The organism is Streptomyces tendae (assembly GCF_008632955.1).
Lineage (GTDB): Bacteria > Actinomycetota > Actinomycetes > Streptomycetales > Streptomycetaceae > Streptomyces.
This window is the reverse complement of sequence record NZ_CP043959.1, coordinates 4,356,631-4,381,478: the sequence shown is the minus strand read 5'-3', so window position 1 is coordinate 4,381,478 and position 24,848 is coordinate 4,356,631. Positions and strand designations below refer to the sequence as shown.

The 24,848-nt window shown below is 72.8% G+C and carries 21 protein-coding genes and 3 pseudogenes; 13 read left to right on the top strand and 11 right to left on the bottom strand.

The window, feature by feature from the left end; all coding sequences use genetic code 11:
* The first annotated feature begins 1 nt into the window (after position 1).
* Genes F3L20_RS20115 through F3L20_RS20105 form a run of 3 tightly spaced genes read left to right on the top strand, consistent with a single transcriptional unit; the run spans position 2 to position 2,707 of the window.
* Positions 2 to 1,156, top strand: coding sequence for a type III polyketide synthase (locus F3L20_RS20115; RefSeq protein WP_150155547.1), 1,155 nt, complete (start codon positions 2 to 4; stop codon positions 1,154 to 1,156).
* Between the two features lie 10 nt (positions 1,157 to 1,166).
* Complete coding sequence (locus F3L20_RS20110) at positions 1,167 to 1,682, top strand: isoprenylcysteine carboxyl methyltransferase family protein (RefSeq protein ID WP_150155546.1); 516 nt, start codon at positions 1,167 to 1,169, stop codon at positions 1,680 to 1,682.
* The gene (locus F3L20_RS20105) at positions 1,679 to 2,707 is read left to right on the top strand and encodes an NAD(P)/FAD-dependent oxidoreductase (RefSeq protein WP_150155545.1); all 1,029 of its coding nucleotides are present in this window, start codon (positions 1,679 to 1,681) and stop codon (positions 2,705 to 2,707) included. Before F3L20_RS20110 ends, F3L20_RS20105 begins: the two co-directional genes overlap by 4 nt.
* 10 nt (positions 2,708 to 2,717) lie before the next feature.
* On the opposite strand, the gene F3L20_RS20100 is transcribed toward F3L20_RS20105, so the two are convergent.
* On the bottom strand, positions 2,718 to 4,787 hold the full coding sequence (locus F3L20_RS20100) for a SpoIIE family protein phosphatase (protein ID WP_150155544.1): 2,070 nt from the start codon (positions 4,785 to 4,787) through the stop codon (positions 2,718 to 2,720).
* Positions 4,788 to 4,911: 124 nt separating this feature from the next.
* On the bottom strand, positions 4,912 to 5,724 hold the full coding sequence (locus F3L20_RS20095) for an alpha/beta fold hydrolase (RefSeq protein WP_150155543.1): 813 nt from the start codon (positions 5,722 to 5,724) through the stop codon (positions 4,912 to 4,914).
* Between the two features lie 335 nt (positions 5,725 to 6,059).
* Between F3L20_RS20095 and F3L20_RS20090 the strand changes: the two genes are divergently transcribed.
* The 4 genes from F3L20_RS20090 to F3L20_RS34820 are packed head-to-tail and all read left to right on the top strand — an operon-like array spanning position 6,060 to position 10,589.
* The gene (locus tag F3L20_RS20090) at positions 6,060 to 8,939 is read left to right on the top strand and encodes a lectin (RefSeq protein ID WP_150155542.1); all 2,880 of its coding nucleotides are present in this window, start codon (positions 6,060 to 6,062) and stop codon (positions 8,937 to 8,939) included.
* A gap of 28 nt (positions 8,940 to 8,967) precedes the next feature.
* A complete protein-coding gene (locus tag F3L20_RS34830; protein WP_240810715.1) occupies positions 8,968 to 9,846 on the top strand; it encodes a ThuA domain-containing protein in 879 nt (292 codons plus the stop codon).
* Positions 9,847 to 9,874: 28 nt separating this feature from the next.
* Positions 9,875 to 10,339 carry a 3-keto-disaccharide hydrolase gene (locus F3L20_RS34825; RefSeq protein ID WP_240810714.1) on the top strand — a complete coding sequence of 155 codons (465 nt, stop codon included), beginning with the start codon at positions 9,875 to 9,877 and terminating at the stop codon, positions 10,337 to 10,339.
* Positions 10,340 to 10,355: 16 nt separating this feature from the next.
* Entirely contained in the window at positions 10,356 to 10,589 is a 234-nt protein-coding gene (locus tag F3L20_RS34820; RefSeq protein WP_346768032.1) for a ricin-type beta-trefoil lectin domain protein, read from the top strand.
* A gap of 202 nt (positions 10,590 to 10,791) precedes the next feature.
* Here F3L20_RS34820 and F3L20_RS20080 read toward each other — a convergent pair whose 3' ends face one another.
* The 3 genes and pseudogenes from F3L20_RS20080 to F3L20_RS20070 all read right to left on the bottom strand — a co-directional run bounded on the left by F3L20_RS20080 (position 10,792) and on the right by F3L20_RS20070 (position 13,014).
* Positions 10,792 to 11,523 carry an alpha/beta hydrolase gene (locus F3L20_RS20080; protein ID WP_346768121.1) on the bottom strand — a complete coding sequence of 244 codons (732 nt, stop codon included), beginning with the start codon at positions 11,521 to 11,523 and terminating at the stop codon, positions 10,792 to 10,794.
* Positions 11,524 to 11,955: 432 nt separating this feature from the next.
* Positions 11,956 to 12,537 (bottom strand): annotated as a pseudogene (locus tag F3L20_RS20075) (molybdopterin-dependent oxidoreductase); the annotation flags it as partial.
* 96 nt (positions 12,538 to 12,633) lie between these two features.
* Positions 12,634 to 13,014, bottom strand: coding sequence for an STAS domain-containing protein (locus F3L20_RS20070; protein WP_150155541.1), 381 nt, complete (start codon positions 13,012 to 13,014; stop codon positions 12,634 to 12,636).
* A gap of 395 nt (positions 13,015 to 13,409) precedes the next feature.
* On the opposite strand from F3L20_RS20070, the pseudogene F3L20_RS20065 reads away from it, so the two are divergent.
* Positions 13,410 to 15,061: pseudogene (locus F3L20_RS20065) on the top strand (SpoIIE family protein phosphatase).
* A gap of 32 nt (positions 15,062 to 15,093) precedes the next feature.
* Here the strand turns inward: F3L20_RS20065 and F3L20_RS20060 are convergent.
* The gene (locus F3L20_RS20060) at positions 15,094 to 15,297 is read right to left on the bottom strand and encodes a hypothetical protein (RefSeq protein WP_150155540.1); all 204 of its coding nucleotides are present in this window, start codon (positions 15,295 to 15,297) and stop codon (positions 15,094 to 15,096) included.
* A 328-nt stretch (positions 15,298 to 15,625) separates the two neighbouring features.
* Between F3L20_RS20060 and ctaD the strand changes: the two genes are divergently transcribed.
* Both ctaD and F3L20_RS20050 read left to right on the top strand, forming a co-directional pair.
* Positions 15,626 to 17,341, top strand: coding sequence for an aa3-type cytochrome oxidase subunit I (gene ctaD / locus F3L20_RS20055; protein WP_186568312.1), 1,716 nt, complete (start codon positions 15,626 to 15,628; stop codon positions 17,339 to 17,341).
* Complete coding sequence (locus F3L20_RS20050; protein WP_145828254.1) at positions 17,341 to 17,718, top strand: hypothetical protein; 378 nt, start codon at positions 17,341 to 17,343, stop codon at positions 17,716 to 17,718. Before ctaD ends, F3L20_RS20050 begins: the two co-directional genes overlap by 1 nt.
* Here the strand turns inward: F3L20_RS20050 and F3L20_RS20045 are convergent.
* Positions 17,708 to 18,696: pseudogene (locus F3L20_RS20045) on the bottom strand (alpha/beta hydrolase). The gene F3L20_RS20050 and the pseudogene F3L20_RS20045 sit on opposite strands and share 11 nt — an antisense overlap.
* Positions 18,697 to 18,782: 86 nt before the next feature.
* Positions 18,783 to 19,112, bottom strand: coding sequence for an antibiotic biosynthesis monooxygenase (locus tag F3L20_RS20040; protein WP_150155539.1), 330 nt, complete (start codon positions 19,110 to 19,112; stop codon positions 18,783 to 18,785).
* A gap of 145 nt (positions 19,113 to 19,257) precedes the next feature.
* Here F3L20_RS20040 and F3L20_RS20035 point away from each other — a divergent pair, with 145 nt between their 5' ends.
* Positions 19,258 to 20,160, top strand: a complete 903-nt coding sequence (locus tag F3L20_RS20035) for an AraC family transcriptional regulator (RefSeq protein WP_150155538.1) — start codon at positions 19,258 to 19,260, stop codon at positions 20,158 to 20,160.
* A 4-nt stretch (positions 20,161 to 20,164) separates the two neighbouring features.
* Here F3L20_RS20035 and F3L20_RS20030 read toward each other — a convergent pair whose 3' ends face one another.
* The gene (locus tag F3L20_RS20030; RefSeq protein ID WP_150155537.1) at positions 20,165 to 20,665 is read right to left on the bottom strand and encodes an N-acetyltransferase; all 501 of its coding nucleotides are present in this window, start codon (positions 20,663 to 20,665) and stop codon (positions 20,165 to 20,167) included.
* Between the two features lie 116 nt (positions 20,666 to 20,781).
* Here F3L20_RS20030 and F3L20_RS20025 point away from each other — a divergent pair, with 116 nt between their 5' ends.
* Together F3L20_RS20025 and F3L20_RS20020 are read left to right on the top strand one after the other, a co-directional pair.
* Entirely contained in the window at positions 20,782 to 21,165 is a 384-nt protein-coding gene (locus tag F3L20_RS20025) for a hypothetical protein (RefSeq protein ID WP_150155536.1), read from the top strand.
* Positions 21,166 to 21,297: 132 nt separating this feature from the next.
* Positions 21,298 to 21,876 carry a Dps family protein gene (locus F3L20_RS20020; RefSeq protein WP_145828249.1) on the top strand — a complete coding sequence of 193 codons (579 nt, stop codon included), beginning with the start codon at positions 21,298 to 21,300 and terminating at the stop codon, positions 21,874 to 21,876.
* Positions 21,877 to 21,964: 88 nt separating this feature from the next.
* On the opposite strand, the gene F3L20_RS20015 is transcribed toward F3L20_RS20020, so the two are convergent.
* Together F3L20_RS20015 and F3L20_RS20010 are read right to left on the bottom strand one after the other, a co-directional pair.
* Entirely contained in the window at positions 21,965 to 23,107 is a 1,143-nt protein-coding gene (locus tag F3L20_RS20015; protein ID WP_150155535.1) for a polyprenyl synthetase family protein, read from the bottom strand.
* Positions 23,108 to 23,248: 141 nt separating this feature from the next.
* Complete coding sequence (locus tag F3L20_RS20010) at positions 23,249 to 24,829, bottom strand: SDR family oxidoreductase (RefSeq protein WP_150155534.1); 1,581 nt, start codon at positions 24,827 to 24,829, stop codon at positions 23,249 to 23,251.
* Positions 24,830 to 24,848: the final 19 nt, after the last annotated feature.

Genomic DNA, 24,848 nt, shown 5'->3' with positions numbered 1-24,848 from the left:
CATGCGTGTCCCTCTCATCGCCGACCCACCGTCCTCCCCGCAGCCCGCCGCGACACCTCACCCGGGTGTCCCGGCGGTCACGACGATCGCGGCCGCGCACACCGCGCTGCCGCCCCACCGGTACCGCCAGGAAGACCTCACCGAGCCCATCGGTGACCTGTGCATGGTCCCGGCGGCCGACCGTGCCGTGCTCCGCCGGCTGCACGCGTCCGCCGGTGTACGCACCCGTCACCTCGCCCTGCCCATCGAGCGGTACGCCGGGCTCCGGGACTTCCGCGAGAGCAACGAGGCGTGGCTGACCGCCGGCCTCGGGCTGGCCGAGCGGGCGCTCACCGGCGCGCTGGCACGCGCGGGCCTCGCCCCGGCCGACGTCGACCTGCTGGTGTGCGCGTCCATCACCGGTGTGGCCGCCCCCTCGCTCGACGCCCGGCTCGCCGGGCGGGTCGGCCTGCGGCCCGACGTGAAGCGGCTGCCGGTGTTCGGCCTGGGCTGCGTCGCCGGCGCCGCCGGTCTCGCCCGGGTCCACGACTACCTGCGCGGCCACCCCGGCGGCACCGCCGTCCTGCTCTGCGTGGAACTGTGCTCGCTGACGCTCCAGAAGGGCGACGCCTCCCGCGCCAACCTGGTCGCCGGCGCCCTGTTCGGCGACGGCGCGGCAGCACTCGTCGCCGGCGGCGTCCGCCCCGACGGCGGCGACAACGGTGCGGGGCCGGCGCCGGCCGGGCCCGCGGTGATCGCCACCCGCAGCCACCTGTACCCGGGCACCGAGCACCTCCTGGGCTGGGACGTCGGCGCCGGCGGCTTCCGCGTCGTGATCGACCCCGCCGTCCCCGCCCTGGTCCGCCGCGACCTGGGCGGCCAGGTGCGCGGCTTCCTCGCGGAACACGGCCTGGACACCGGGGACATCGGCACCTGGGTGTGCCACCCGGGAGGCCCCAAGGTGCTGGACGCCGTGACCGACGCGCTCCACCTGCCCGACGACGCCCTCGATCCGGCGCGGCACTCGCTCGCCGCGGTGGGCAACATGTCCTCCGCCTCGGTCCTGCACATCCTCCAGGGCGTCACCGAGACCCGGCGCCCCGAACCGGGCAGCTGGGGGCTGCTCATGGCGATGGGCCCCGGTTTCTGTTCCGAACTCGTCCTGCTGCGCTGGTGAGGTGTCCGCCGTGCCCTGGTACACGCTTCTCGTCCTGGCCGTGGCCGTCGAACGCCTCGCCGAACTCGTCGTGGCCCGCCGCAACGCGGCCTGGACCCGTGCCCGGGCGGGGGTCGAGCACGGTCGCGGCCACTATCCCGTCATGGTCGTCCTGCACACCGGCCTGCTGGCGGGCTGCCTGCTCGAACCGCTGCTCGCGGACCGCCCGTTCCTGCCCGCCCTGGGCTGGCCCGCGCTGGCGCTCGCCCTCCTCGCCCAGGCCCTGCGCTGGTGGTGCATCACCTCCCTGGGCCCCTACTGGAACACCCGCGTCATCGTCGTCCCCGGCGCCCGCCTGGTAGGCCGCGGTCCCTACCGGTTCCTCCGCCACCCCAACTACGTCGCCGTCGTCGTCGAGGGCGTCGCCCTGCCCCTGGTGCACTCGGCGTGGATCACGGCGACCCTGTTCACCCTGGCCAACGCGGCGCTGCTCACGGTGCGCATCCGCTGCGAGAACGCCGCCCTCACCCGGGCGGTGCCCGCGTGACCCACCCCGACCTCCTTGTCGTCGGGGGCGGTCCCGCGGGCCTCGCCACCGCCCTCCACGCCGCCCGCGCCGGGCTCGACACCGTCGTCGCGGAACCGCGCCCCGCGCCCGTCGACAAGGCGTGCGGCGAAGGCCTGATGCCCGGCGCGGTCCGCGCCCTGACCGCCCTCGGCCTGCACGTCCCCGGCCACCCCCTCACCGGCATCCGCTACGTCCAGGGGCACCGCAGGGTCCAGGCGGAGTTCCGGCACGAACAGGGCCTCGGCGTCCGCCGCACCGACCTGCACCGGACACTGCACCGGGCGGTGCTGGACGCGGGCGTGCCGGTCCTCCCGCTGCGCGTGGACGGCGTACGGCAGGACGCGACCGGGGTGACGGTGCCCGGCGCGGGACTGCGCGCCCGCTGGCTGGTCGCCGCCGACGGACTGCACTCACCCGTGCGCCGCGCCCTCGGCCTGGGCCGCGAAACCCGGACGGCGCCCCGCTACGGGCTGCGCCGCCACTACGCCGTGCCGCCCTGGTCGGCACACGTCGAGGTGCACTGGGGACCGGACGCCGAGGCCTACGTCACCCCGCTCGGCCCCGAGCTGGTCGGCGTGGCCCTGCTGACCACCAGGCGGGCTCCGTACGACACCCAGTTGGTGGACTTCCCCGGCCTGGCCGCCCGCCTCCCGCCGCACGCGGCCGTCACTCCGGTGCGCGGCGCCGGACCGCTGCGCCAGCGCTCCCGCACCCGCGTCCACGGCCGGATCCTGTTCGTCGGTGACGCCGCCGGGTACGTCGACGCGCTCACCGGTGAGGGCGTCTGCCTGGCCCTCACCGGGGCCCGCGCCCTGGTCGCCAACCTGTGCCGGGGCACGCCCGGCCGCTACGACGCCGACTGGAGCCGGGCGACCCGCCGCTACCGGATCCTGACGGACCTGCTGGTCAGGGCGCGCCAGCAGCCCGCTCTCGGCCCGCACATCGTGCCGGTGGCCGCGCGCCTTCCGCGCCTGTTCGGCGCGGTCGTCAACGCCCTCGGGTGACCGGGGACCGTCAGCGCGCCTCCGGATCGGGGCTGAGCAGCAGCAGCGCGATGTCGTCGCCGGGGGAGGGGGCGTGCTGGACGAGCGTGTCGGCCATGGCGTCCAGGTCGCGCGGATCGCCCTGCTCCACCAGGCCGGCCAGGGCGGCGGTCGCGTCGTCGAGGTCCACACCCGGCGCCTCGACCAGCCCGTCGGTGTAGAGCACGAGCACACAGCCGGGCGGCAGGGCGCATTCCAGCGAGGGGTAACGGGCCGTGGGGTCGATCCCGAGGAGCAGGCCGGGCGGGATGTCCAGCAGCTCGGTGCGCCCGTCGCAGTGGCGCATCAGAGGCGGCGGATGCCCCGCGGTGGCCAGGCACGCCCGTCCCCGGCCGAGGTCGAGGTGCGCGTACAGGCAGCTGCTGAACAGACCGGGGTCCAGGTCGGTGAGCAGGCGGTTGGTGCCGGTCAGGACGTGGTCCGGGGGCGCTCCGACGGTGGCGTGGGCGTGGACGGCGGTGCGGACCTGCCCCATGAGGGCGGCGGCGTCCACGTTGTGCCCCTGGACGTCCCCGATGGTGGCCGCCGCCGTGCGCTCGTCCAGGCGGATCAGGTCGTAGAAGTCGCCGCCGATGCCCAGACCGCGGGCGGCCGGCAGGTAGCGGGCGGCGACCCGCAGACCGGGGATGCGGGGCAGGCTGTGGGGCAGCAGGGCGGACTGCAGCCGGTGGGCGAGGTGGTCCTTGCTGTCGTAGAGGCGCGCCCGGTCCAGTGCCTGTCCGACGAGCCCGGCCAGGGAGGTGAGGATCGCGCGTTCGCTCGGCGGGAAGACGTGCGGCCGGTCGTAGGAGATCAGGAGGGAACCGATGGGCCGGCCGGACGCGATGAGCGGCAGGACCGCCCACGCGGCCATCCCGTCCTCGTGCGTCATGGCCGGGTAGGAGCGCACCATGTGCGCGAAGGAGGGGAAGAAGCCCGGCTCCCCGGTGGCCAGCACCGCCGCTCCGGGGATCTCCCGGCTCAGCGGCACGCCGTCGAAGCGTTCCATCAGCTCGCTCCTGTACCCGCGCTGGCCCAGGATCCTGAGCCGGCCGTCCTGCGCGGTCATCAGCACCATGCCCTGGGCCCCGAGGGCGGGCAGCAGCTGGTCGGCGGTCTGGTCGACCACGTCCTGCACCCCGACGGCCTCGGTCAGCGTGGTCGCCAGGTGCATCAGGTGGTAGAGCACGGTCGCGCGACCGGGACCCTGCGCGGTCGCCGCGATCGCGCGGGTGTCCTCGTCCTCGTCGGCGCGGTCGATACGGACGCTGATGCCGGAGCGGTCCGGATACAGCTCGAAGGACAGCCAGGTGCCGGGCGGGCGCAGCACCCGGAAGGCCTGCGGCCGCCGGCTGATCAGGGCCGCGCGGTACCTGTCCTCGACATGGGGGACGTCCATCCAGGGCAGGGCCTCCCAGGGGAGGGAACCCATCAGACGGTCCGGGTCGGCACCGACGAGGTCGGCGGCGGCCGGGGTGACGAGGGTGATGCGGCCGTTCAGGTCCATGGCCACGTACCCGCCGGGGAGCCGGTCGAGGAGTGCCGTGCCGGCCGACGCCTCCGCGGGTGTCGGGGCACGCCCCGGCTCCGACGGCAGGATGCGCGGCCGTCCGGCGGGCAGGAGCTCCTCGCCCCGCTCGGCGGCCTGGCGCAGCCCGTCACCGAGCCGGCGGCAGCCCGCCCGTACGGCCTCCTCCTCGGCGGCGCTGAGCTGCGGCGCATGCCCGCTGGGCCACAGCAGCACCAGCCCGCCCCGCACCCCGGTGTCCGACGGCACCGGCGCGGCCGCCAGGGCGAAGTCGTAGGGGAGCACCACCGCCGGCCGGGGGTACCGGCGGGCCATCGCCACCTGCCCGTTCACCCACACCAGGCGCTCTTCGCGGACGGCGTCGGCCACCGGCATCGGGTCGCTCACCGCCACCCTGCTCCACGGGGCGACGACCTCGTGCGGGGCGCCCGACACCAGGATCAGCCGCAGGGCCTTGCGGTCGGAGGTGAGGGCGTAGAGCAGCGCACCGGAGGCCCGGGTCTCCCGCACCACGTCGGCCATCGCGGTGTCCATCAGCCACCCGCCCGTCCCGGCGGGGGCGGGATCTGCCCCTCGGCCACCTCCGCCCGAACATCACCCATATCCGGACACTACGCCGAATCCATACCGGGGGCATCCAAGAGCGGTTCGGCAGGCGTCAGGTGACCGTGTCCCCGCCGAACGGCTCACGGGACGGTGCGCGCAGCACCGGCATCATCGTCTCGACCTCGCCACCGGCGAGGTGTTCGAGGATCAACCGGTTGACCTCGTCGGGCTTCTCCAGCGGCACCAGGTGCGACGCACCGGGGACGACCGCGAGCCGGGCGTCGGGCAGCGCACGGTACAGGGCCGCGGTGTGTTCCAGCGTCACCAGGTCGTCGTCGCCCGAGACCACGAGCGTGGCGGAGCGGACCCCGGCCAGGTCCTGGGGTTCGAGCGCCGGCTGGGTCCGCCACATGTCGATCACCCGTGTCGCCACGGCCGGCCAGTGGGCGGGTCCGTCCGGGCTGACGGCCTCGTACAGCTCGCGGAAGAAGGCGAGTTCGACGCCGTCGGGCGTCATCGCGTCGAGCATCTCCGGCACGACGAAGGACTCGGGCGCCGGACGGAAGTTGGCGCCGATCACCACCGTCCGGCGCACCAGGTCGGGCCGCGCCAGGGCGACGAGCAGGGCGACGACGCCGCCGTCGCTCCATCCCACCAGGTGCGCCGGGCCGCCCACCACGGCCTCCAGGAACGCCACCGTGTCGTGCGCCATGTCGGAGTAGGTCAGCGGTCCCTCGACGTCGGGGGTGTGCCCGTGCGCCCGTCGCTCGGGGAGGTACAGACGGTGGGCCGCGGCGAGGTCGGTGCGCTGGGCGCCCCAGGTGTCGTTGGTGCAGAAACCGCCGTGCAGCAGGACCAGCGGGTCACCGGACCCCTCGGTCTCGTACCACGTCCTGACCCCAGGCAGGTCCGCGTAGTCGCCCATGCATCCGGCCCTCTCCGGGACGGCCACCGCCCCCGGCCAGTCTCCGGCACCCCCCTGACCCCCGCAACGCGACACCGGCCCGCACACGGCGGGGTGCCCGGCGCATCCGTGGCTCCGGCACTTTGTCCCATCGGAGGAAGAAGAAGCGGGACGGTGTGCGAAAGGGGTTACGCGTTCGCGTCCGGCCCGCTAACTTCCTTGAAACCGGCCGGACATGAGGCCCGCGGGTCGACCCGGCCGGCGCTCCGCGGCGCGACGGCGCGCGCCTGTGCTCCTTCACGGCAGACCCCTGCCCGGGGCCTGCCGCTCCACCCCCCACCTGCCTGGAGAACTCCGTGCGCACGAATCCGCTCGGACACAGACGTGTCCGCACGCTGCTGACCGCCCTGGCCTGTGCCACGGCCCTGGCCCTGCCGATCGGGCCCGCCGCGGCCACCACCGCCCCCGCCGGACCGGGCACCGCCCCGGCCGTGTCCGCCGTCGCGGCCCGCGCCGCCGCGGCCGGGGACTTCCAGCAGGTCACCCTGGCCAAAGGCGTGGCCGAGACCGGCGAGCCCATGACCCTGGCCGTGCTCCCCGACCGCTCGGTGCTGCACACCTCACGCGACGGCGCCCTGCGCCGCACCGACGCGGCCGGCACCACCACCGTGGCCGGCAGGCTCGACGTCTACAGCCATGACGAGGAGGGCCTGCAGGGCGTCGCGGTCGACCCCGGCTTCGCCACCAACCGGTTCGTCTACCTGTACTACGCCCCGAAGCTGAACACCCCGAACGGGGACGCCCCGAGCGACGGATCGCCCTCCGACTTCACCCCCTTCGACGGCGTCAACCGGTTGTCCCGCTTCGTGCTGCGGCCCGACGGCACTCTGGACACGGGAAGCGAGAAGGCGATCCTCGACGTGCCCGCCTCCCGCGGCCTGTGCTGCCACGTCGGCGGTGACATCGACTTCGACGCGGCCGGCAACCTCTACCTGTCGACCGGTGACGACACCAACCCCTTCGCCTCCGACGGCTACACCCCCATCGACGAGCGCGCCTCCCGCAACCCCGCCTACGACGCCCAGCGTTCGTCCGGCAACACCAACGACCTGCGCGGCAAGATCCTGCGCATCAAGGTCAACGCCGACGGCACGTACGGCATCCCGTCCGGCAATCTCTTCGCACCCGGCACCGCCCGTACCCGCCCCGAGATCTACGCGATGGGCTTCCGCAACCCGTTCCGCATGAGCGTCGACAAGGCCACCGGAACGGTCTACGTCGGCGACTACGGACCGGACGCCGGGACCGCCAGTCCCTCCCGGGGTCCCGCCGGACAGGTCGAGTTCAACCGGATCACCAAGGCGGGCAACTACGGCTGGCCCTACTGCACCGGCAGGAACGACGCCTACGTCGACCACGACTTCGCCTCCGGCTCCTCCGGCGCGCGCTTCGACTGCGCCGCGCCGAAGAACACCTCGCCACGCAACACCGGACTGACCGACCTGCCCCCGGCCCAGCCTGCCTGGATCCCCTACGACGGCGGCTCCGTCCCGGAGTTCGGCACCGGCTCGGAATCCCCCATGGGCGGACCCGTCTACCGTTACGACGCCGCCTCCACCTCCGACGTGAAGTTCCCCGAGGAGTACGACGGCGACTTCTTCGCCGGCGAGTTCGGACGCCGCTGGATCAAACGCGTCGAGACCGCCGGTGACGGCACCGTGCAGTCGATCAACCCCTTCCCCTGGAGCGGCACCCAGGTGATGGACATGGCCTTCGGTCCGGACGGTGCCCTCTACGTCCTCGACTACGGCACCGGCTACTTCAACGGCGACCAGAACTCCGCTCTCTACCGCATCGAGCACGTCACCGGCGGACGCGCCCCGGTCGCCCAGGCCGCCGCGAACACCACCTCTGGCGCCGCACCCCTCGCCGTCACCTTCTCCTCGGCCGGCACCTCCGACCCCGACGGCGACCCGCTCACCTACTCCTGGACCTTCGGCGACGGCGCCACCTCCACCGCCGCCCACCCGTCCCACACCTACACGGCCAACGGCCAGTACACCGCGACACTGAAGGTCACCGACCCGTCCGGCAAGTCCGCCACGGCGTCCGTGCCGATCACCGTCGGCAACACCGCGCCGACCGTGCGCATCGACACCCCCGCCGACGGCCGGATCTACGACTTCGGCGCCGCCATTCCCTTCAAGGTGACCGTCACCGACCCGGAGGACGGCACCGTCGACTGCACCCGGGTCAAGGTCACCTTCGTCATCGGCCACGACAGCCACGGCCATCCGCAGACCTCCACCACCGGCTGCACCGGCACACTGCAGACCCTGGCCGACGGCGAACACGACCCCAACGCCAACATCTTCGGCGTCATCGACGCCGAGTACACCGACAAGGGCGCGAACGGTCAGCCCTCGCTGACCACCCATGACCAGCACGTCACCCAGCCCAGCCACCGGCAGGCCGAGCACCACGGCGACTCCGCCGGCGTACAGATCATCGACAAGCCGGCGGCGCACGGCGGGAAGACCGTCGGCGAGATCCACAACGGCGACTGGATCTCCTTCACCCCCTACAGCCTCGACAACGTCTCCCGCTTCACCGCACGCGTCTCCTCGGCGGGCAGCGGCGGCACGGTCGAGGTGCGCGCCGGTTCCCCGACCGGCACCCTCCTCGGCACGGTCACCGTGCCGGTCACCGGAGGCTGGGACGTCTTCCAGGACGTCACGACCGGCCTGAGCGGCCAGCCCGCCGCCTCCACCACCCTTCACCTCGTGTTCAAGGGCGGCGCCGGAGCCCTGTTCGACATCGACGAGTTCTCCTTCGACACCACGGCGGGCAACACCCGTGCCGGTGAGGTGAGGGGCGTGAACGCCAAGTGTCTGGACGTGGACAACGCGGGGACGGCGGACGGGACGCAGGTGCAGATCTACGCCTGCAACGGGTCGGCGGCGCAGCGGTGGACGGTGCCGGCTGACGGGACGTTGCGGGCGTTGGGGAAGTGTCTGGACGTGTCCGGCGGGGGGAGTGCGGACGGGACGAGGGTGCAGTTGTGGACGTGCAACGGGACTGCTGCGCAGGTGTGGTCGGCGCAGTCGGACGGCACGGTCCGTAATCCTCGGTCGGGCAAGTGCCTGGACGCCTCGGGCGGTACGTGGAACGACCGCACACCGGTCCACCTGTGGACCTGCCACACCGGCCCCAACCAGAAGTGGACCCTGCCGTAGAAAGGAGGCGACCCACGATGCGTACCCCTTGAAAGCAGCACTCGGCCTGATCGCCGGCGCCGCGCTCTGCCTGGCGCCCCAGGCCGCCGCGGCCCCCGCCACCGCGCCCCTCGCCCCCGCGCCCGCTGCGCGGCAAGCGGCGGCCCCGGCGGCCGACCCCGCGTACAAGATCCTCGTCTTCTCCCGGACGGCGGGCTTCCGCCACGACTCCATCGACGAGGGCGTCACGGCGCTGCGCGACCTGGGCGCGGCGAACAACTTCACCGTGACGGCCACCGAGGACCCGGCCGCCTTCACCACCGTCAACCTGGCGCAGTACCGGGCCGTGGTGTTCCTGTCCACCACGGGCGACGTCCTCGGTCCCGCCCAGGAGTCCGCGTTCGAGCAGTACCTGGGCTCCGGCGGCGGTTACGTCGGCATCCACGCCGCGCCGACACCGAGTACGACTGGCCGTTCTACGAAGGCCTGGCCGGCGCCCTGTTCCAGTCGCATCCCGCGATCCAGCCCGCCACCGTCAAGGTCGAGGACCGGGCGCACGACGCCACCCGCGCACCTCGGCCGCACCTGGCAGCGCACCGACGAGTGGTACAACTACCGGACCAACCCGCGCACCACCGCCCACGTCCTGGCCTCCCTGGACGAGTCCAGCTACTCGGGCGGCACGATGCCCGCGGACCACCCGATCGCCTGGTGCAAGGACTACGCGGGAGGCCGCGCCTTCTACACCGGCGGCGGACACACGGCGGAGTCCTACGCGGACCCGGCCTTCCGCCGGCATCTGCTCGGCGGCATCCGCTGGGCCGCGGCACCACCCAGGCCGACTGCCGCCCGAGACCGGCTACACCCCCTGTTCGACGGCGCCGGCACCACGGGCTGGAAGCAGGCGGGCCGGGTGGCTTCACCCTGAACGACGGCACCCTCACCTCCACGGCGGCATGGGCCTGTTCTGGTTCGACAGGGAGATCACCGGCGACTACTCGCTCAAGCTCGACTGGAAGCTCCACGGCGACGACAACTCGGGTGTCTTCCTGGGCTTCCCGGCGTCCGACGACCCGTGGTCCGCCGTCGACAACGGCTACGAGATTCAGATCGACGCACCGACGCGCCGACCGCACCACACCGGTGCCGTCTACGGTTTCCGATCCGCCGACGTGGCCGCGCGTGACGCCGCTCTCAACCGCCGGGGGAGTGGAACACCTACGAACTCCGTGTCACCGCGAGCGCCTGGAGATCTTCCTCAACGGCCGGAAGATCAACGACTTCACCACACCGACCCGGCGCGCAGCCTGCGTCAGGGCCACATCGGCCTGCAGAACCACGGCGACGGCGACGAGGCGTCCTTCCGCAACGTGCGCCTCCAGCGCGACGGCGCCACCCCGGCCCCCGTGCCGGTGAGGTGAGGGGCGTGAACGCCAAGTGTCTGGACGTGGACAACGCGGGACGGCGGACGGGACGCAGGTGCAGATCTACGCCTGCAACGGGTCGGCGGCGCAGCGGTGGACGGTGCCGGCTGACGGGACGTTGCGGGCGTTGGGGAAGTGTCTGGACGTGTCCGGCGGGGGAGTGCGGACGGGACGAGGTGCAGTTGTGGACGTGCAACGGGACTGCTGCGCAGGTGTGGTCGGCGCAGTCGGACGGCACGGTCCGTAATCCTCGGTCGGGCAAGTGCCTGGACGCCTCGGCGGTACGTGGAACGACCGCACACCGGTCCACCTGTGACCTGCCACACCGGCCCCAACCAGAAGTGGACCCTGCCCTGACGGCCGGCACCACTGCGGGGGACGCTCCCTGCCGGACCGAGCGGGCAGGGAGCGCCCCTTGCCCGCTCGGTGCTCGACCGTGAGGGACGGCGTCAGGTGCGGCGGCGGGCGAGGACGACGAGGCCCGTGCCGGTGGCCAGGGCGAGGACGGCGGCGCCGCCGAGGAACGTGAGCTGCTCGGCGCTGCCCGTGTGGGCGAGGGCAGGCCGGGAAGAGTCGTGCGCCGCCTGCAGGATCAGGTCCGTGATCGCGTCAGGAGCGGTCTCCATGACGGCGTGCGGCCCGTCGACCTCGACGGTGGTGGACCCGGCCCGCTCCGCCATGAAGCGCAGGTTGGCGGTGCCGATGGTGCGGTCGTCCGTGGGCACGAGGAACCAGGACGGGATGTCCTTCCACGCGGTCGCCCCGGTCGGTTCGTTGCCGCTGGCGACGGTTCCGGGCCGCTGGGCGGCGGCCAGGGCTGCGGCCCGGTTCACCTCCAGCCGGTCGCTGAGGAAGACGTCGCTGAACTTCTCGGGCTTGAGGTACAGGTCCACGTCGGTGGGGCCGCCGCCGAGCGGCACGGCGTTCAGCGCGGTGGGCACGGGAGCCGTGGGGTCGTCCGTGATGCGGCTGCCGGGGTACTTGGCCGCCAGCTCGAACGCGGACTCGCCCTTGTCCGGGGCGAACCCGGCGATGTAGACGAGGGATTCGACGTTCGGGTTGCCTGCCGCGGCGTTGGTGATGACGGCGCCGCCGTAGGAGTGGCCGACCAGGACGATCGGACCCTCGATCGTCTTGAGCAGGGTGGCCAGGTAGTCCGCGTCGCCGGAGAGGCTGCGCAGCGGGTTCGCGGGGCGATCACCCGGTAGTCCTCGGCCTGGAGGTTCTCGATCACCTGGGTCCAGCCCGAGCTGTCCGCCCAGTAGCCGTGCACCAGGACGACGGTCGGCTTGGCGTCCTGGTGCTGCCTGGTGTCACCCCGCTCTCCGATGCCGCGGACGGGCCGGCCGTCATCAGGGCCAGGGCCGGAAGGAGGACCGCGAGGGTGAGTGTCCGCCGCGCGGCGCAGTGCCGTATGTGCTTCATGACCGCTCTTTCTGCGAGGGCGAAGTCTGCTGAGACGACACTGCACGCGCGGCGGGGGCACGGCACCGCCCGGTGGTCCGTGCGGGTGACAACGCGCGGACGACGCACGGGTGAAGATCACGGCGGTCAGGTTTCGGCACGTCCCCCTGCGGGCCACGCCGGGGAGGCCGCGTGTCAGTCACCCGGTGCCGCTGTTCCCGCCAGGGGTCCCCGTAGTTGTGGTAGCCGCCGCCCTCCCAGAAGCCCGGCCGGTCCTCGGCCGTGAGGCGCAGTCCGCGCACCCATTTCGCCGACTTCCAGAAGTACAGGTGCGCACCAGGAGCCGGGCGGACCTCCGTGCTCGGGCGACAGGGCGAAGCCGTCGTAGGCGTGGACCACCCAGGCCTTGCCGCCGCGCAGATCGGCGAGCGGGAGATTGGTCGTGTAGCCGCCGTAACTGTGCGCCACGGCGAAGGCGGCGTCGGTGTCGACACCCTCCAGGAACGTGTCCAGGGAGACCCCGCGCCAGCGGGTGTCGAACTTCGACCAGCGGGTCACGCAGTGGATGTCGCGGACCGGCTCCTCCTGCGGCAGCGCCATCATCTGGTCCCACGTCCAGCGGTGCTCCGCGCCGCGCTCCGTGGTGACCGTGAACGTCCACGTGTCGGTGGACACCTCGGGCGTGGACCCGCCGACAGCACGGGAAAGGACTCGGTCGGATACTGCCCCGGCGGAAGGCGGTCGACGAAGGACCTGCCGCGTCCGCGGAAGCCTGGTGAAAAGGAACTCACGGCTCACTCCGTCCCGGGGAAGAGCGAGGGTCGGTGTGCTTCTTCTCTCCTCGAATCGTCGCCGGATCGACATGTCTGCCGAATGGCCAGCCTACGTCAGCAGTGCGCCTCGGGCAGGGGCGACCGGGCGGCGCGGACCGCCTCGTCGACATCGGCGTGGAACGTGAAGACCTCGTCCAGCCCGACCATCTGCAGCACCCGCATCTGGGAAGGAGAGACCCCGGCCAGACCGAGCGACGACCCCGCCGCCTGCGACCGCCGGTGTGCCGTCACGAACACCGTGATGCCCGTCGAGTCGCAGAAGGTCAGACCGGACAGGTCGAGCACCACCCCCAGCGGTCCGAAAGGGGCCTCGTTGACGGCCTCCGACAGCACCGGGGCCGAGTGGTGGTCGAGCTCCCCGACCACCTCGAGGACGTACGGGCCCGAGGCGCTGGGGCGGGGGGTGACGGCGAACGTCTTGTCCGGTTCGGACACGAAATCTCCTCGGCGGGGTCCTCGGCGCAAGCGGCCGACCTGGCCTCGCCCATCCAGTGGTGCATTGCTGGCCGGATCATCCTACGAACTCGACGCGGGCGGATCGTACATCCCCTGTACCCGATCGCTCGCGTACGTACCTCGTCCCGTTCTGCGCGAGGGAGCGCGGATCGGGGCGGGAGAACCGCGTGCCCGCCGGACGTGTGATGATCTGGAGAGGGGTCGCGTCGTGCTTCCCGGTTTCCCGCCACGGTCCGGCCGAGCGCTCGGAGCCGTGGGGTCCCGTGACCGTTCTTTGACCGACAGGTGGCGAGGAGGGGAAATGAAGACGGCGGGAGGGTCGTGGCCCCGGCGGCGCACACACCGGAGCGGGCCCCGACAAGACGGTCGGCGACATGCTCGCCCGGCTGCGCACGGGCGCGTACGTCGTGGACGTACGCGGCTCCATCGTGGCCGTCAACGCCCTCGCCGAGCAGCTCCTGAACCGTCCCGCCGCGCAGCTCGTCGGTGCGGACGCCCACGACCTGCTGCACCGCAACGCCCGCGGGGAGTCCATGCCGACGTCCCGGTGCCGCATGCGGCCCGCCTTCCTCGCGGGCCGCCCCGCCCAGGACGACAAGGAGTGGTTCGAGCGGGGGGACGGCACCCTGCTCCCCGTCTCCTGGAACATCGTCCCGTGCGGCGCGGACCGGACGACACCCTCATGCTCGTCCTCTTCCACCGCCGTGAGACCATCACCGGCCTCCCCGGGCACGAGGAGGCCGGGGGCGGGACGCTCGACGAGCTGGAACGGCTCGCCCTGCTGGCGGAGATGACCACCCAGCTGACGTCCACCCTCTCCGTCGACGAGGCGCTGAGCCGTCTCGTCTCCCTCGTGCTGCCGCGGCTCGCGGACTGGGCGGTCGTCGACCTGATCAGCGAACGCGACGAGGTGTGGCGCACCAAGGTGGTCCACATGGAGAACGGCACGACGGTCGTCCGCCGGGATCTCGAAGGGCCCATGGCCCCCGTCCCCGCCGAGTCCCCGATGCCGTTGTCACGGGCCCTGCGGGGCGTCTCCTCGACGATCGCCGAGCCGCAGACGTACGAGCGGTCCCCCGACTCGGGCATCGCCGTGGAACAGCGCCGGCTGTTCGAGGCCACCGGCATGCACTCGGCGGCCATCGCCCCGATACGCGGTCTGCGCGAGGTGCTCGGCGCCCTGACCCTCGGCCGGTCCGAACGCGCCGACAAGTTCACCGCCGCCGACCTCTCCCTGCTCGAGGACATCACCCGGCGCGCCGGACTGGCCCTGGACAACGCCCGCCTCTACCAGCGGCAGCGCAAGGTCGCCGAGACCATGCAGCGCTACCTGCTGCCCCAGCTGCCGCGGATCACCGGCCTGGAGATGACCTCCCGGTACCTGCCGGCGCCGGACGCCTCCCACGTCGGCGGCGACTGGTACGACGCCTTCACCCTCGGCGACGGCGACACCGCCCTGGTGATCGGCGACGTCTCCGGGCACGACCTGGACGCCGCCGCGGGCATGGCCCAGCTGCGCAACGTCCTGCGCTCCTACGCCTGGTCGCAGAAGGAACCGCCGAGCCGCATCGTCGAGCGGGTGGACCGCGCGGTGCTGCGCATCACCGACGTCTCCATGGCCACCCTGGTGCTCGGCACACTGACCACGGACGACGAGGGACGGTGGACCCTGCGCTGGACCAACGCCGGCCACCCGCCCCCGCTGCTGGTCACCCGGGACGGCGTCACCGAGTACCTCACGGACGGCGGCGGCATGCTGCTGGGCACCGGCACCGACCGGCCGCGCGTGGACGGAACGACGGCCCTGCCGCCGGGCTCCACCCTCGTGCTCTACACGGACGGACTCGTCGAGTCGCCCACCCACTCCATCGACGACGGGCTGGACCGGCTGCGCCGGAACGCCGCCGCGCTCGCCCACCGTCCGGTGGAGGCGTTCACCGACGAACTCCTGCGCCGGGCACGGCCCGCCGACAACGACGACGACGTCGCCCTGCTGGCCGTGCGGATCGGCACCCGCTCCGGCTGACACGCGTCCCCGCGCCCGGCGAGGCGTCCCCGTCAGCGCAGGCTGTCGCGGAGCCGGGTGACGGCGGCCTGCAGGGCGGCGAAGGCGTGCTCCTCCTGCCGCGGACCGGTGCGTGCCGCCGGCAGCAGGCTGTCACGGGCCGCCCGGGCCCGGGCGTACGCCTCGAAGCGCGTGACGACGTCGGCCACGGCGTCGGGCGGCGGTGCGCCCTGGTGGGGTCGCTCGCGGGACGGCATGGAGCGTCCTTCCTCCCCGAGTCGGTCCGTCCGGTCATGCCCCGCATCCTTACCGGGCACCCTTGCCCTCCACACTGCCCGCCGCCGGACACGGACCGCGGGCCGACCTTGCCGGAACCGGGCAACGAGCCGCCGTACGCCCGTCGTCCCCGCGCACCACCGCCACTCGCACGGGTGAAAGTCACCGTCCGGTCGGGGAGTGTCAGAAGCGGACCCGGGACACCTGACATAGCGTCGACCCGACCCACCCGTGCCGTTTGCACCTTTTGCGGCATGAGTGGATGCCCTTCCCGCTCCGGATCCCCGCGTTGTGAACCGAAGGACCTCGATGGCGACACACACGACTGAACCGCTTTCTCCGGTACCCGCGGCGGAGGGACGACGAGGGAAAGGGCGTGTGGTCGTCTCGTGGCTGACGACGACCGACCACAAGAAGATCGGGCACCTGTACCTGATCACCTCGTTCGCCTTCTTCCTCGTGGGCGGTCTGCTCGCCATGGTGATCCGGGCCGAACTGGCGCGCCCCGGGCTGCAGATCGTGTCGCAGGAGCAGTACAACCAGTCGTTCACCATGCACGGCACGATCATGCTGCTGCTGTTCGCGACGCCGACCTTCGCGGGTTTCGCCAACGCGATCATGCCGCTGCAGATCGGCTCCCCGGACGTGGCGTTCCCCCGGCTGAACATGCTGTCGTACTGGCTGTTCGCCCTGGGCGGTCTCATCGTCCTGGGCAGTTTCCTCACCCCCGAGGGTGCCGCCGACTTCGGATGGACGGCGTACACCCCGCTCAGCGGCGGTGAACGCACCACCCAACTGGGCGGTGACCTGTGGATCATGGGGCTGGCGCTGTCCGGTTTCGGCACGATCCTCGGTGCCGTGAACTTCATGACCACGATCATCTGCATGCGCGCGCCGGGCATGACGATGTTCCGGATGCCGATCTTCACGTGGAACGTCCTGCTCACCTCGGTGCTGGTGCTGCTGGCGTTCCCGGTGCTCGCGGCGGCGCTGCTCGCCCTGGAGGCGGACCGCAGGTTCGGGGCGCGGATCTTCGACCCGTCCAACGGCGGCGCACTGCTGTGGCAGCACCTGTTCTGGTTCTTCGGCCACCCCGAGGTCTACATCCTGGCGCTGCCGTTCTTCGGTGTGGTCACCGAGATCCTGCCGGTGTTCTCCCGCAAGCCGATCTTCGGATACATGGGCCTCGTGGGAGCGACGATCACCATCACGGGCCTCTCGGCGACGGTGTGGGCGCACCACATGTTCGCCACCGGCGCGGTGCTGCTGCCGTTCTTCTCCTTCATGAGCTTCCTCATCGCGGTACCGACGGGTGTGAAGTTCTTCAACTGGATCGGCACCATGTGGAAGGGATCACTGTCCTTCGAACCCCCGATGCTGTGGGCGGTCGGGTTCCTGGTGACCTTCCTCTTCGGCGGTCTGACGGGTGTTCTGCTCGCCTCACCCCCGATGGACTTCCACGTCCACGACAGCTACTTCGTCGTCGCCCACTTCCACTACGTGGTGTTCGGCACCGTGGTGTTCGCCATGTTCGCCGGATTCAGCTTCTGGTGGCCGAAGATGACCGGCACCATGCTCGATCCCCGGCTGGAGAAGGTGCACTTCTGGACCCTGTTCGTCGGCTTCCACACCACCTTCCTGATCCAGCACTGGCTCGGCGCGGAGGGCATGCCCCGGCGCTACGCCGACTATCTCGCCGCCGACGGGTTCACCGCGCTGAACACGGTCTCCACCATCGGCTCCTTCCTGCTCGGTCTGTCGACCCTGCCGTTCCTGTACAACGTGTGGAAGACGGCGCAGAAGGGCGAGAAGGTCGAGGTCGACGACCCCTGGGGCTACGGCCGTTCGCTGGAGTGGGCCACCTCCTGCCCGCCTCCCCGGCACAACTTCGTCACCCTGCCGCGGATCCGCTCCGAGTCCCCGGCCTTCGACCTGCGCCACCCGACCCTGGCAGGCTTCGACCAGGCGGAGAACACCGGTCAGCGTGACGTTCTCGACCCCGGCGGCCACAAGGGCGACCGCTGATGGCCCGGGCCTCCCGGTCCCGTCGCGCCCTCGCCCGCGACGCCTCGGCCGTCACGGCCGAGGCGGAGGGCATCGTGATGGCGCGGTCCCATCTCGCCGAGGCGCGGCTGGAGGCGGAGGCGCTGTGCGGGGACATGCCGTGGCTGACCACCGCCCAGGCCGAGGACGTCGCCCGGCACTACGTCGACCGGCGCATCGACCTCACCCGTCGGATGCTCCAGACGACGGTCCGCCGCGCCGACGAACTGCGCGGTGAGTACGAGGCCCGGTACGCCGAACTGCGCGGCGCGCTGCTGCGACGTCACGTGGCCTGCGCGTCCGGCCTGCTGGCCTGCGCCACCGGGATCAACGCGGCGCTCTGGGTGTTCACACGCTAGGACGTGTCGTCACCTTCCCGTCGTCGGCCTGCCGCAGCACACGGGCCAGCCAGTCGGTACGGGTCCGGCGCGCCGCGACCGACAGCTCCGCCTCGGGAAACAGCGCGTCGAACCCGTGGTGCCCGCCCGCCCACACATGCAGTTCCGCCTGACCGCCGGCCGCCCAGAGGCCGGCGGCGTAGGCCACGTCCTCGTCGCGGAACACCTCGGCGGAGCCGGTGTCGACGTAGGCGGTGGGCAGGCCGGACAGGTCGCCGGCCCGCGCGGGGGAGACGTACGGGGGCACCTCGCCCTCGGTGAGGTCGCCGAGGACCGCGCGCCAGGCGAACGCGTTGGTCTCCCGGGTCCAGACACCTGGCTCCCCGGCGTACTGCCGGCTGGAGGGGGTCGCGTTGCGGTGGTCGAGCATGGGGCAGATCAGCAGCTGCGCGGCGATCGGGGAGTCCCGAGGTCACGGGCCAGCAGGCAGACCCCGGCGGCGAGGCCGCCGCCCGCGCTGGTACCGGCGACCACGATGCGGGCGGGGTCGATGCCCAGCTCCTCACCGTGCCCGGACACCCACGTCAGCCCCTGGTGGCAGTCCTCGACGGCGGTGGTGCCGGTGGCCTCCGGCGCCAGCCGGTACTCCACGGTGACGACGACCGCGCCGAACCGCTCCAGCCACTCCAGCGGGATGTCGATCTGCGAGAAGCGGTCGCCCATGACCATGCCGCCGCCGTGGATCCAGTACACGCACGGCGCGGGGACCGCCGGGTCACGGTCCGCGGGGCTCAGGACCGACAGCCGGACGACGGCACCGTCCTCGGCGGGTACGTCGACCTCGCGCCGGACGGCGCGGTGGCGGCGAGAAGGAGCCGACGGGCGTGGGGGCAGCTGCCGCAGCTGGGCGAGGATCTCGTCGTCGAGCCGTGCCACGAGGGGCATGTCGGCCAGAAGGGTGCGCAGCTCGGGATCGAGGGCGGGACGCGGGACGGTCATGAGGCTGCCTTTCGGGGGAGGGTGGGACGGGTCAGGAGTGCCGGGGTGACGGCCGGGCGTGCGGGGCCGGGCGGGCGCGGTGCGGTTCAGACGGCGGCCGGGAACGCGGCCTTGCCGTGCACCGGGACGTGGTCGGTGTACACGGGCTCACCGGCCAGCAGCCCGGAGATCCGGGCCACGACGGCCTGGGCGGCCGCACCGGCGAAGACCCGGTGGTGGTCCTCCTCGCCGGTCCAGCCCTCCATGACGTGGACGACGTCCGGGGCGGCGGCGGACCGCGAGACGAGGTAGACGACGCAGTGCTCGCTCGCCGCCGGGCCGCCTTCGTCCAGCCCGGTCAGGAGCACGTCGACCAGCGCCTCGCCCATGCCGTGCCGGGCGGACAGGGTGGCCTGGAAGCCGTAGTGCGCGATCATGTCGGCCTTCTTTCGTCCGATGGAGTGCGGTGATTCCATTGAAGGCCGCTGAACTGCGAAAACGTTAGAACGATGCTCTCCGCTGTATGCACGATCCTGCCGCCGCGGGGACTCAGACCCGCTACGGGTGTGCTCCAATGGGGGTATGGGCCTGGACGAGCTGCGCACACTGCTGGAGCGGCACGCCCGCCCCGACGCGACCACCGCCATCGACGGCGTCCTCGCATCGAGGATCGACCGCCAGGACCCCCCGGGGCCCTCCATGTCCGGCACGGTCCTCGCCGTCATCGCCCAGGGCGCCAAACGACTCGCCCTCGGCGAGAGGGTCTACGAGTACGGGCCCGGACAGTATCTGGTCGCCTCCGTGGACCTGCCCGTCACCGGACAGTTCCTCCAGGTCGACGCCGAGCACCCGGCACTGGGCTTCGGGCTCGTACTGGAACCGTCCGCCATCGCCGAACTGCTGCTGCAGGCCGGGCCGGGGGACCTGCCGCGGGCCGGCGGCGTTCCGTCCGCGATCGCCGTCAGCGACGCCCCGGCGGCGCTCCTCGACGCGATCGTCCGACTGCTGCGGCTGCTCGACGAACCGCGCGACCGCGCGGTGCTCGCCCCCCTGCTCAAACGGGAGATCCTCTGGCGCCTGATGACCGGCGAGCAGGGCGCGACGGTCCGTCACCTGGGTCTGACCGACAGCGGACTGAGCCATGTCTCGCGGGCGGTGCGCTGGATCCGCGAACACTACGCGCAGGCCTTCCGGGTGGAGGACGTCGCGCGCATGACCGGCATGAGCGTGTCCGCGTTCCACCGCAACTTCCAGGCGGTGACCGCGATGAGTCCCATCCAGTTCCAGAAGCAGATCCGGTTGCAGGAGGCCCGCCTGCTGCTGGCCACCCGCCCGGGTGACGTCACCGCCGTCGGCCGCCGGGTCGGCTACGACAACCCGTCCCAGTTCAGCCGGGAGTACCGGCGCCAGTTCGGCGCGCCTCCCAGCCGCGACGCGGCCCGCCTGCGCGATACGGGAGGCGTCCCCGCGGCGGTCGCGCCCTGACCGGTCAGCCGATGTCCGGAAGCTTCATCCACTCGTCCCAGGTCAGGTCACGGCCGATGAACCGCGGCCGCCGGAACGGCCAGTCCTCGGCGATCCACCGCGGCACGAACGCGTCCAGCGCCCGCTCCAGCGCGCCGCCCACCTCCTCGTCCACCACCCACCAGGAGATCTCGGCGTCCGCGCCCTCCTTCTCCGGCGGATCGATGTACACGCAGCCCTTCAGCGCGGTGCGCTCGGCGTTCTCGACGGTGTAGTTGAACGACTCGTGCGCCTCGATCTCCGCGGCGTGCCGCTCCAGATCGGCGAGATTCGCCTCGTACGACATCGTGGCCGACGGCCAGCCCCACGCGGGCCCGAAGATCGAGAACAGCCGCTCGCGCGACCCCATCACCGTCGGGTAGTCGAGCGGCGCGTCCGCGCCACTGATCGGGCGCAGCCGATGCCCCCCGCCGTCGGGAATGCCGACGTGCAGAGGATGGACGAAGTCACGCGGAAGCCAGCTCATGACCGCGAAGCCAACCACGCACCGCCCACCGGGGCAAAGGGATAATCACCCCGGGCAGTTCCGCACGGCGCTAGTCTGCTGCCGGCCCCGCGCTCGTGGCCGACGAGGAGGACCGGATGGGGCTCATGCTGTTCCCCGGAGACAGCGACCTGACCAGCCCGGACGTGGCCCGGTCGTACGGCGGCTTCACCATGTTCCGCCGGTGGTCGGCGCGGGCCGAGGGGTGCGAGCTCGACGAGATGGACGGCTTCGGCGGAGAACGTCCCTGGGGCGACGTCCCGACCACGCTCGAGCCGCTTCTCGACCACCCCGACGACGCCGGCCCCGACTTCCCGCCGTCCCGGTGCGCCGCGATGCTGCCCCGCCTCCAGGAGATCGCGGCGCAGGAGCACGACGGTTCCGGCGGACCGGACGTCGCACGTCATCTCGACGACGTGCGCCGGCTGGTGGTTGTGCTGCGGCTCTGTGTGGAGAGGGACGTCGAGTGCGTCTTCGGATGAGCCGCCGGCCGGCGGCGCGGGCTGCTCCAGATCGGTGAGATGCGGGGGGTCCGGCAGTGGGGAGCGGGGGAATCGCCCGATGACCCGCTTATCTGGATGTCCGAGCATCGGACCATCGCAAGGAGTTACACCGTGCCGTCACAGCCCAGCGACCCCTCGTACACCGTGCCGGGCCTGCGCACCCAGGACAGCGGACGGATCATCGAGCTGCTGCAGATGCGACTCCACTCGCTGAACGACCTCCACCTGACCTTGAAGCACATCCACTGGAACGTCGTCGGACCCCACTTCATCGCCGTGCACGAGATGATCGACCCGCAGGTCGACAAGGTGCGGGACATGACCGACGACCTCGCCGAGCGGATCTCCACCCTCGGCGGCGAGCCCAACGGCACCCCCGGCGCCCTGGTGCACGCGCGGACCTGGAACGACTACTCCATCGGCCGGGCCGAGGCGATGGAGCACCTGGGCGCGCTGGACCTGGTGTACACGTCCGTCATCGAGGACCACCGGGAGGCGATGCGGGAGACCGAGGAGGCCGACCCCGTCACCCAGGACATGCTCATCGAGCAGCTGCGCGGGCTGGAGCTCTTCCAGTGGTTCGTCCGCGCCCACCTCGAGTCCGGCGGCGGCCGGCTCAGCACCCGCGGCGCCACCACCGAGACCGGCGCCGCGGGGCAGGCCGCCGAGCAGGCCCGCCACCAGCCCTGAGCCCTGCCTGCCCGTCGTCACGGCCCGCGCCCGCCGCACCGCCGTGCCCGCCTCGGTCCAGTCGGCCGGACCGAGGCGGGCACGGACCTCACACCGCTTCCCGCACGCACCCCGTGGTGATCCCCGACGCGCGGGCGACCAGCGCCGCGAACTCCCGCCGCACCGCGGGCGGCGCGCCGGTCTCGTCGAAGTGCCGCAGCGCCGAGTCCGCCAGCTCCGCGATCTTCGACTCCACCTCGTCCCGGGCACCGGTCCGCTCCAGCGCCGCCCGTACGCCCTCCACGGCACGGTCCGGCAGGGTGGCGGAGCCGGGGGAGAGGAGCGCCACGGCCTCCTCGTCCCCGTTGGCCCGGCCCAGCTCCAGGGCGACGGCCAGCAGATACGTCAGCTTGCGCGCGCGCAGGTCGTCACCCACCGGCTTGCCCGTCAGCGCGGGGTCGCCGAAGGCGCCGAGCAGGTCGTCCCGCAGCTGGAAGGCCAGCCCGGTGCAGCGGCCGGCCGCCCGCAGCGCCGTCATGACCGGCTCGTCCGCCCCGGCCAGCGACGCGCCGAGCGCCAGCGGCCGCTCCACCGTGTACAGGGCGCTCTTGAGCGTCGCGATCGTCAGTGCCTCGTCGACACCGGACGCGCCGGCCGCCTGCGCCTGGAGGTCGCGGTACTGCCCGGCCACCATCTCGCCCCGCATCGCCCGCCACTCCCGGTACACCCGGGGCCCGTGCGGCGAGTCGAGAACGATGTCCGTCATCAGGTCGTCGGCCCAGGCCAGCGCCAGGTCACCGGCCAGCACCGCCGCCGAGTGCCCGAACGTCTCCGCGCTGCCCGCCATGTCCTCCGCCCGGTGCAACCGCGCCAGGTCCACGTGCACCGCGGGCGCCCCTCGGCGCAGATGCGACCCGTCCATCACGTCGTCGTGCACCAGCGCACACGTCTGCACCAGTTCCAGCGCGGCGCCCGTCCGCAGCAGAGGCACCGGGTCGCCCGAGCCGCCGCCGGCCCGCCACCCGCACCAGGCGAACGCCGTACGCAGCCGCTTCCCGCCGCGCCGGGCGAACGCGGAGACCCGGCCCGCGACCTCCCGGGCGAACACCGCGTCGACGTCGTACGCCTCGGACATCCGCGCGTCCAGCACCTCGCCCAGGATCCGCACCACGGCCCGGGTGGCGGCGTCGGCGGTGAGCGGTCCACCGGCCCGTTCCGCCGGTTCCTCCGTCGCCGACCGCAGTTCACGCATGCACAGCCTCTTCTCGTTGTCCGTCGCCCGCCCGCCCGCACCGTCCGCCGCCGAGTACCCGGGAAAAGGCGCGGTGACCTTCTCCCGGCGGCGCGGAGGCCCGGGGCGCCGGTCAGGTACGCCCGCGGGGGCGGTCCGGCGCTAGTTCGGGACGCCCGCCCGTCGTCGGCGGGTCCTCCGCACGCGTCCGGCACCCGTCGCGCCGCCCGGTGCGTTCCCGCCCGCCGCGGCCCGGGTGATGTTGCGGGCCATGCCGCCGAACACCACGGCGTGGAAAGGTGAGACGGACCACCAGTAGGCGTGGCCCAGCAGGCCCCGCGGGTGGAACAGGGCGCGCTGCCGGTAGGCGGTGCGCCCCGCGCCGTCCGTCTCCACGCGCATCTCCAGCCACGCCAGGCCCGGCAGCCGCATCTCGGCCCGCAGCCGCAGCAGCCGTCCCGGCTCGATCTCCTCCACCCGCCAGAAGTCCAGCGAGTCGCCGGCCCGCAGCCGCTGCGGGTCACGCCGTCCGCGCCGCAGCCCCACCCCGCCGACGATCCGGTCCAGCCAGCCGCGGACCGCCCACGCCAGGGGGAAGGAGTACCAGCCGTTCTCGCCGCCGATGCCCTCGATCACCTTCCACAGCGCCTCCGGCGACGCGGACACCGCCCGGTGCCGTTCGTCCCGGTAGAGGCTGCCGCCGGCCCAGTCCGGGTCGGTGGGCAGGGGGTCGCTGGGGGCGCCCGGCACGGCGGCCGACGACCAGCGGGTGGCGACCTGCGCCTCCCGCACCCGCCGCAGGGCCAGCTCCAGCGCCTCGTCGAAGGGCAGCGGCCGGCCGGGAGCGTCGGGCACGTACGCGGCGATGTCGTGCTCACGGCACACCACCTCGTGGCGCAGCGACTCCGTCAGGGGCCGCGCGATGCCCGCCGGAACGGGGGTCACCAGCCCCACCCAGTGGCTCGACAGGCGGGGCGTGAGCACCGGTACGGGCACGATGACGCGCCGCCGCAGGCCCGCCACCGCGGCGTAGCGGCGCATCATGTCACGGTACGTCAGGACGTCGGGGCCGCCGATGTCGAAGGCCCGGTCGACGTCGGCCGGCATGGTGGCCGACGCGACGAGGTAGCGCAACACGTCGCGGACCGCGACGGGCTGCGTGCGGGTGTGCACCCAACTGGGGGTGACCATGACCGGCAGCCGCTCGGTCAGGTAGCGCAGCATCTCGAACGACGCCGACCCCGAGCCGATGACGACGGCGGCCCGCAGCACGGTGGCGGGGACGGGGGAGTCGAGGAAGATGCGGCCGACCTCTGCCCGGGACCGCAGATGCGGGGACAGCGTGTGCTCCGGCACGCCCTGCGGGGTGAGCCCGCCGAGGTAGACGATGCGGCGCACCCCGGCCGCGTGCGCCTGCTCGGCGAAGGTGCGGGCCGCGCGGCGGTCGGTCTCCTCGAAGTCGCCGCCCGTGCCGAGCGCGTGGACCAGGTAGTACGCCACGTCGACGCCGTCCATGGCCGCGGCGACGGAGGCGGCGTCGGTGACGTCGCCGCGTACCGTCTCGACGTCCGGCGCCCAGGGGTGGTCGCGGAGCTTGTCGGGGGAGCGGGCCAGGCACCGGACCCGGTGGCCGGTCTCGAGGAGATCGGGGACCAGCCGCCCGCCGATGTACCCCGACGCCCCGGTGACGAGGCAGTGCGCTCCCGCGCTGCTTCCTCCTTGGCCGTGCCTGTCCACGGTCATCCCTCCGCACGGTCGTCGT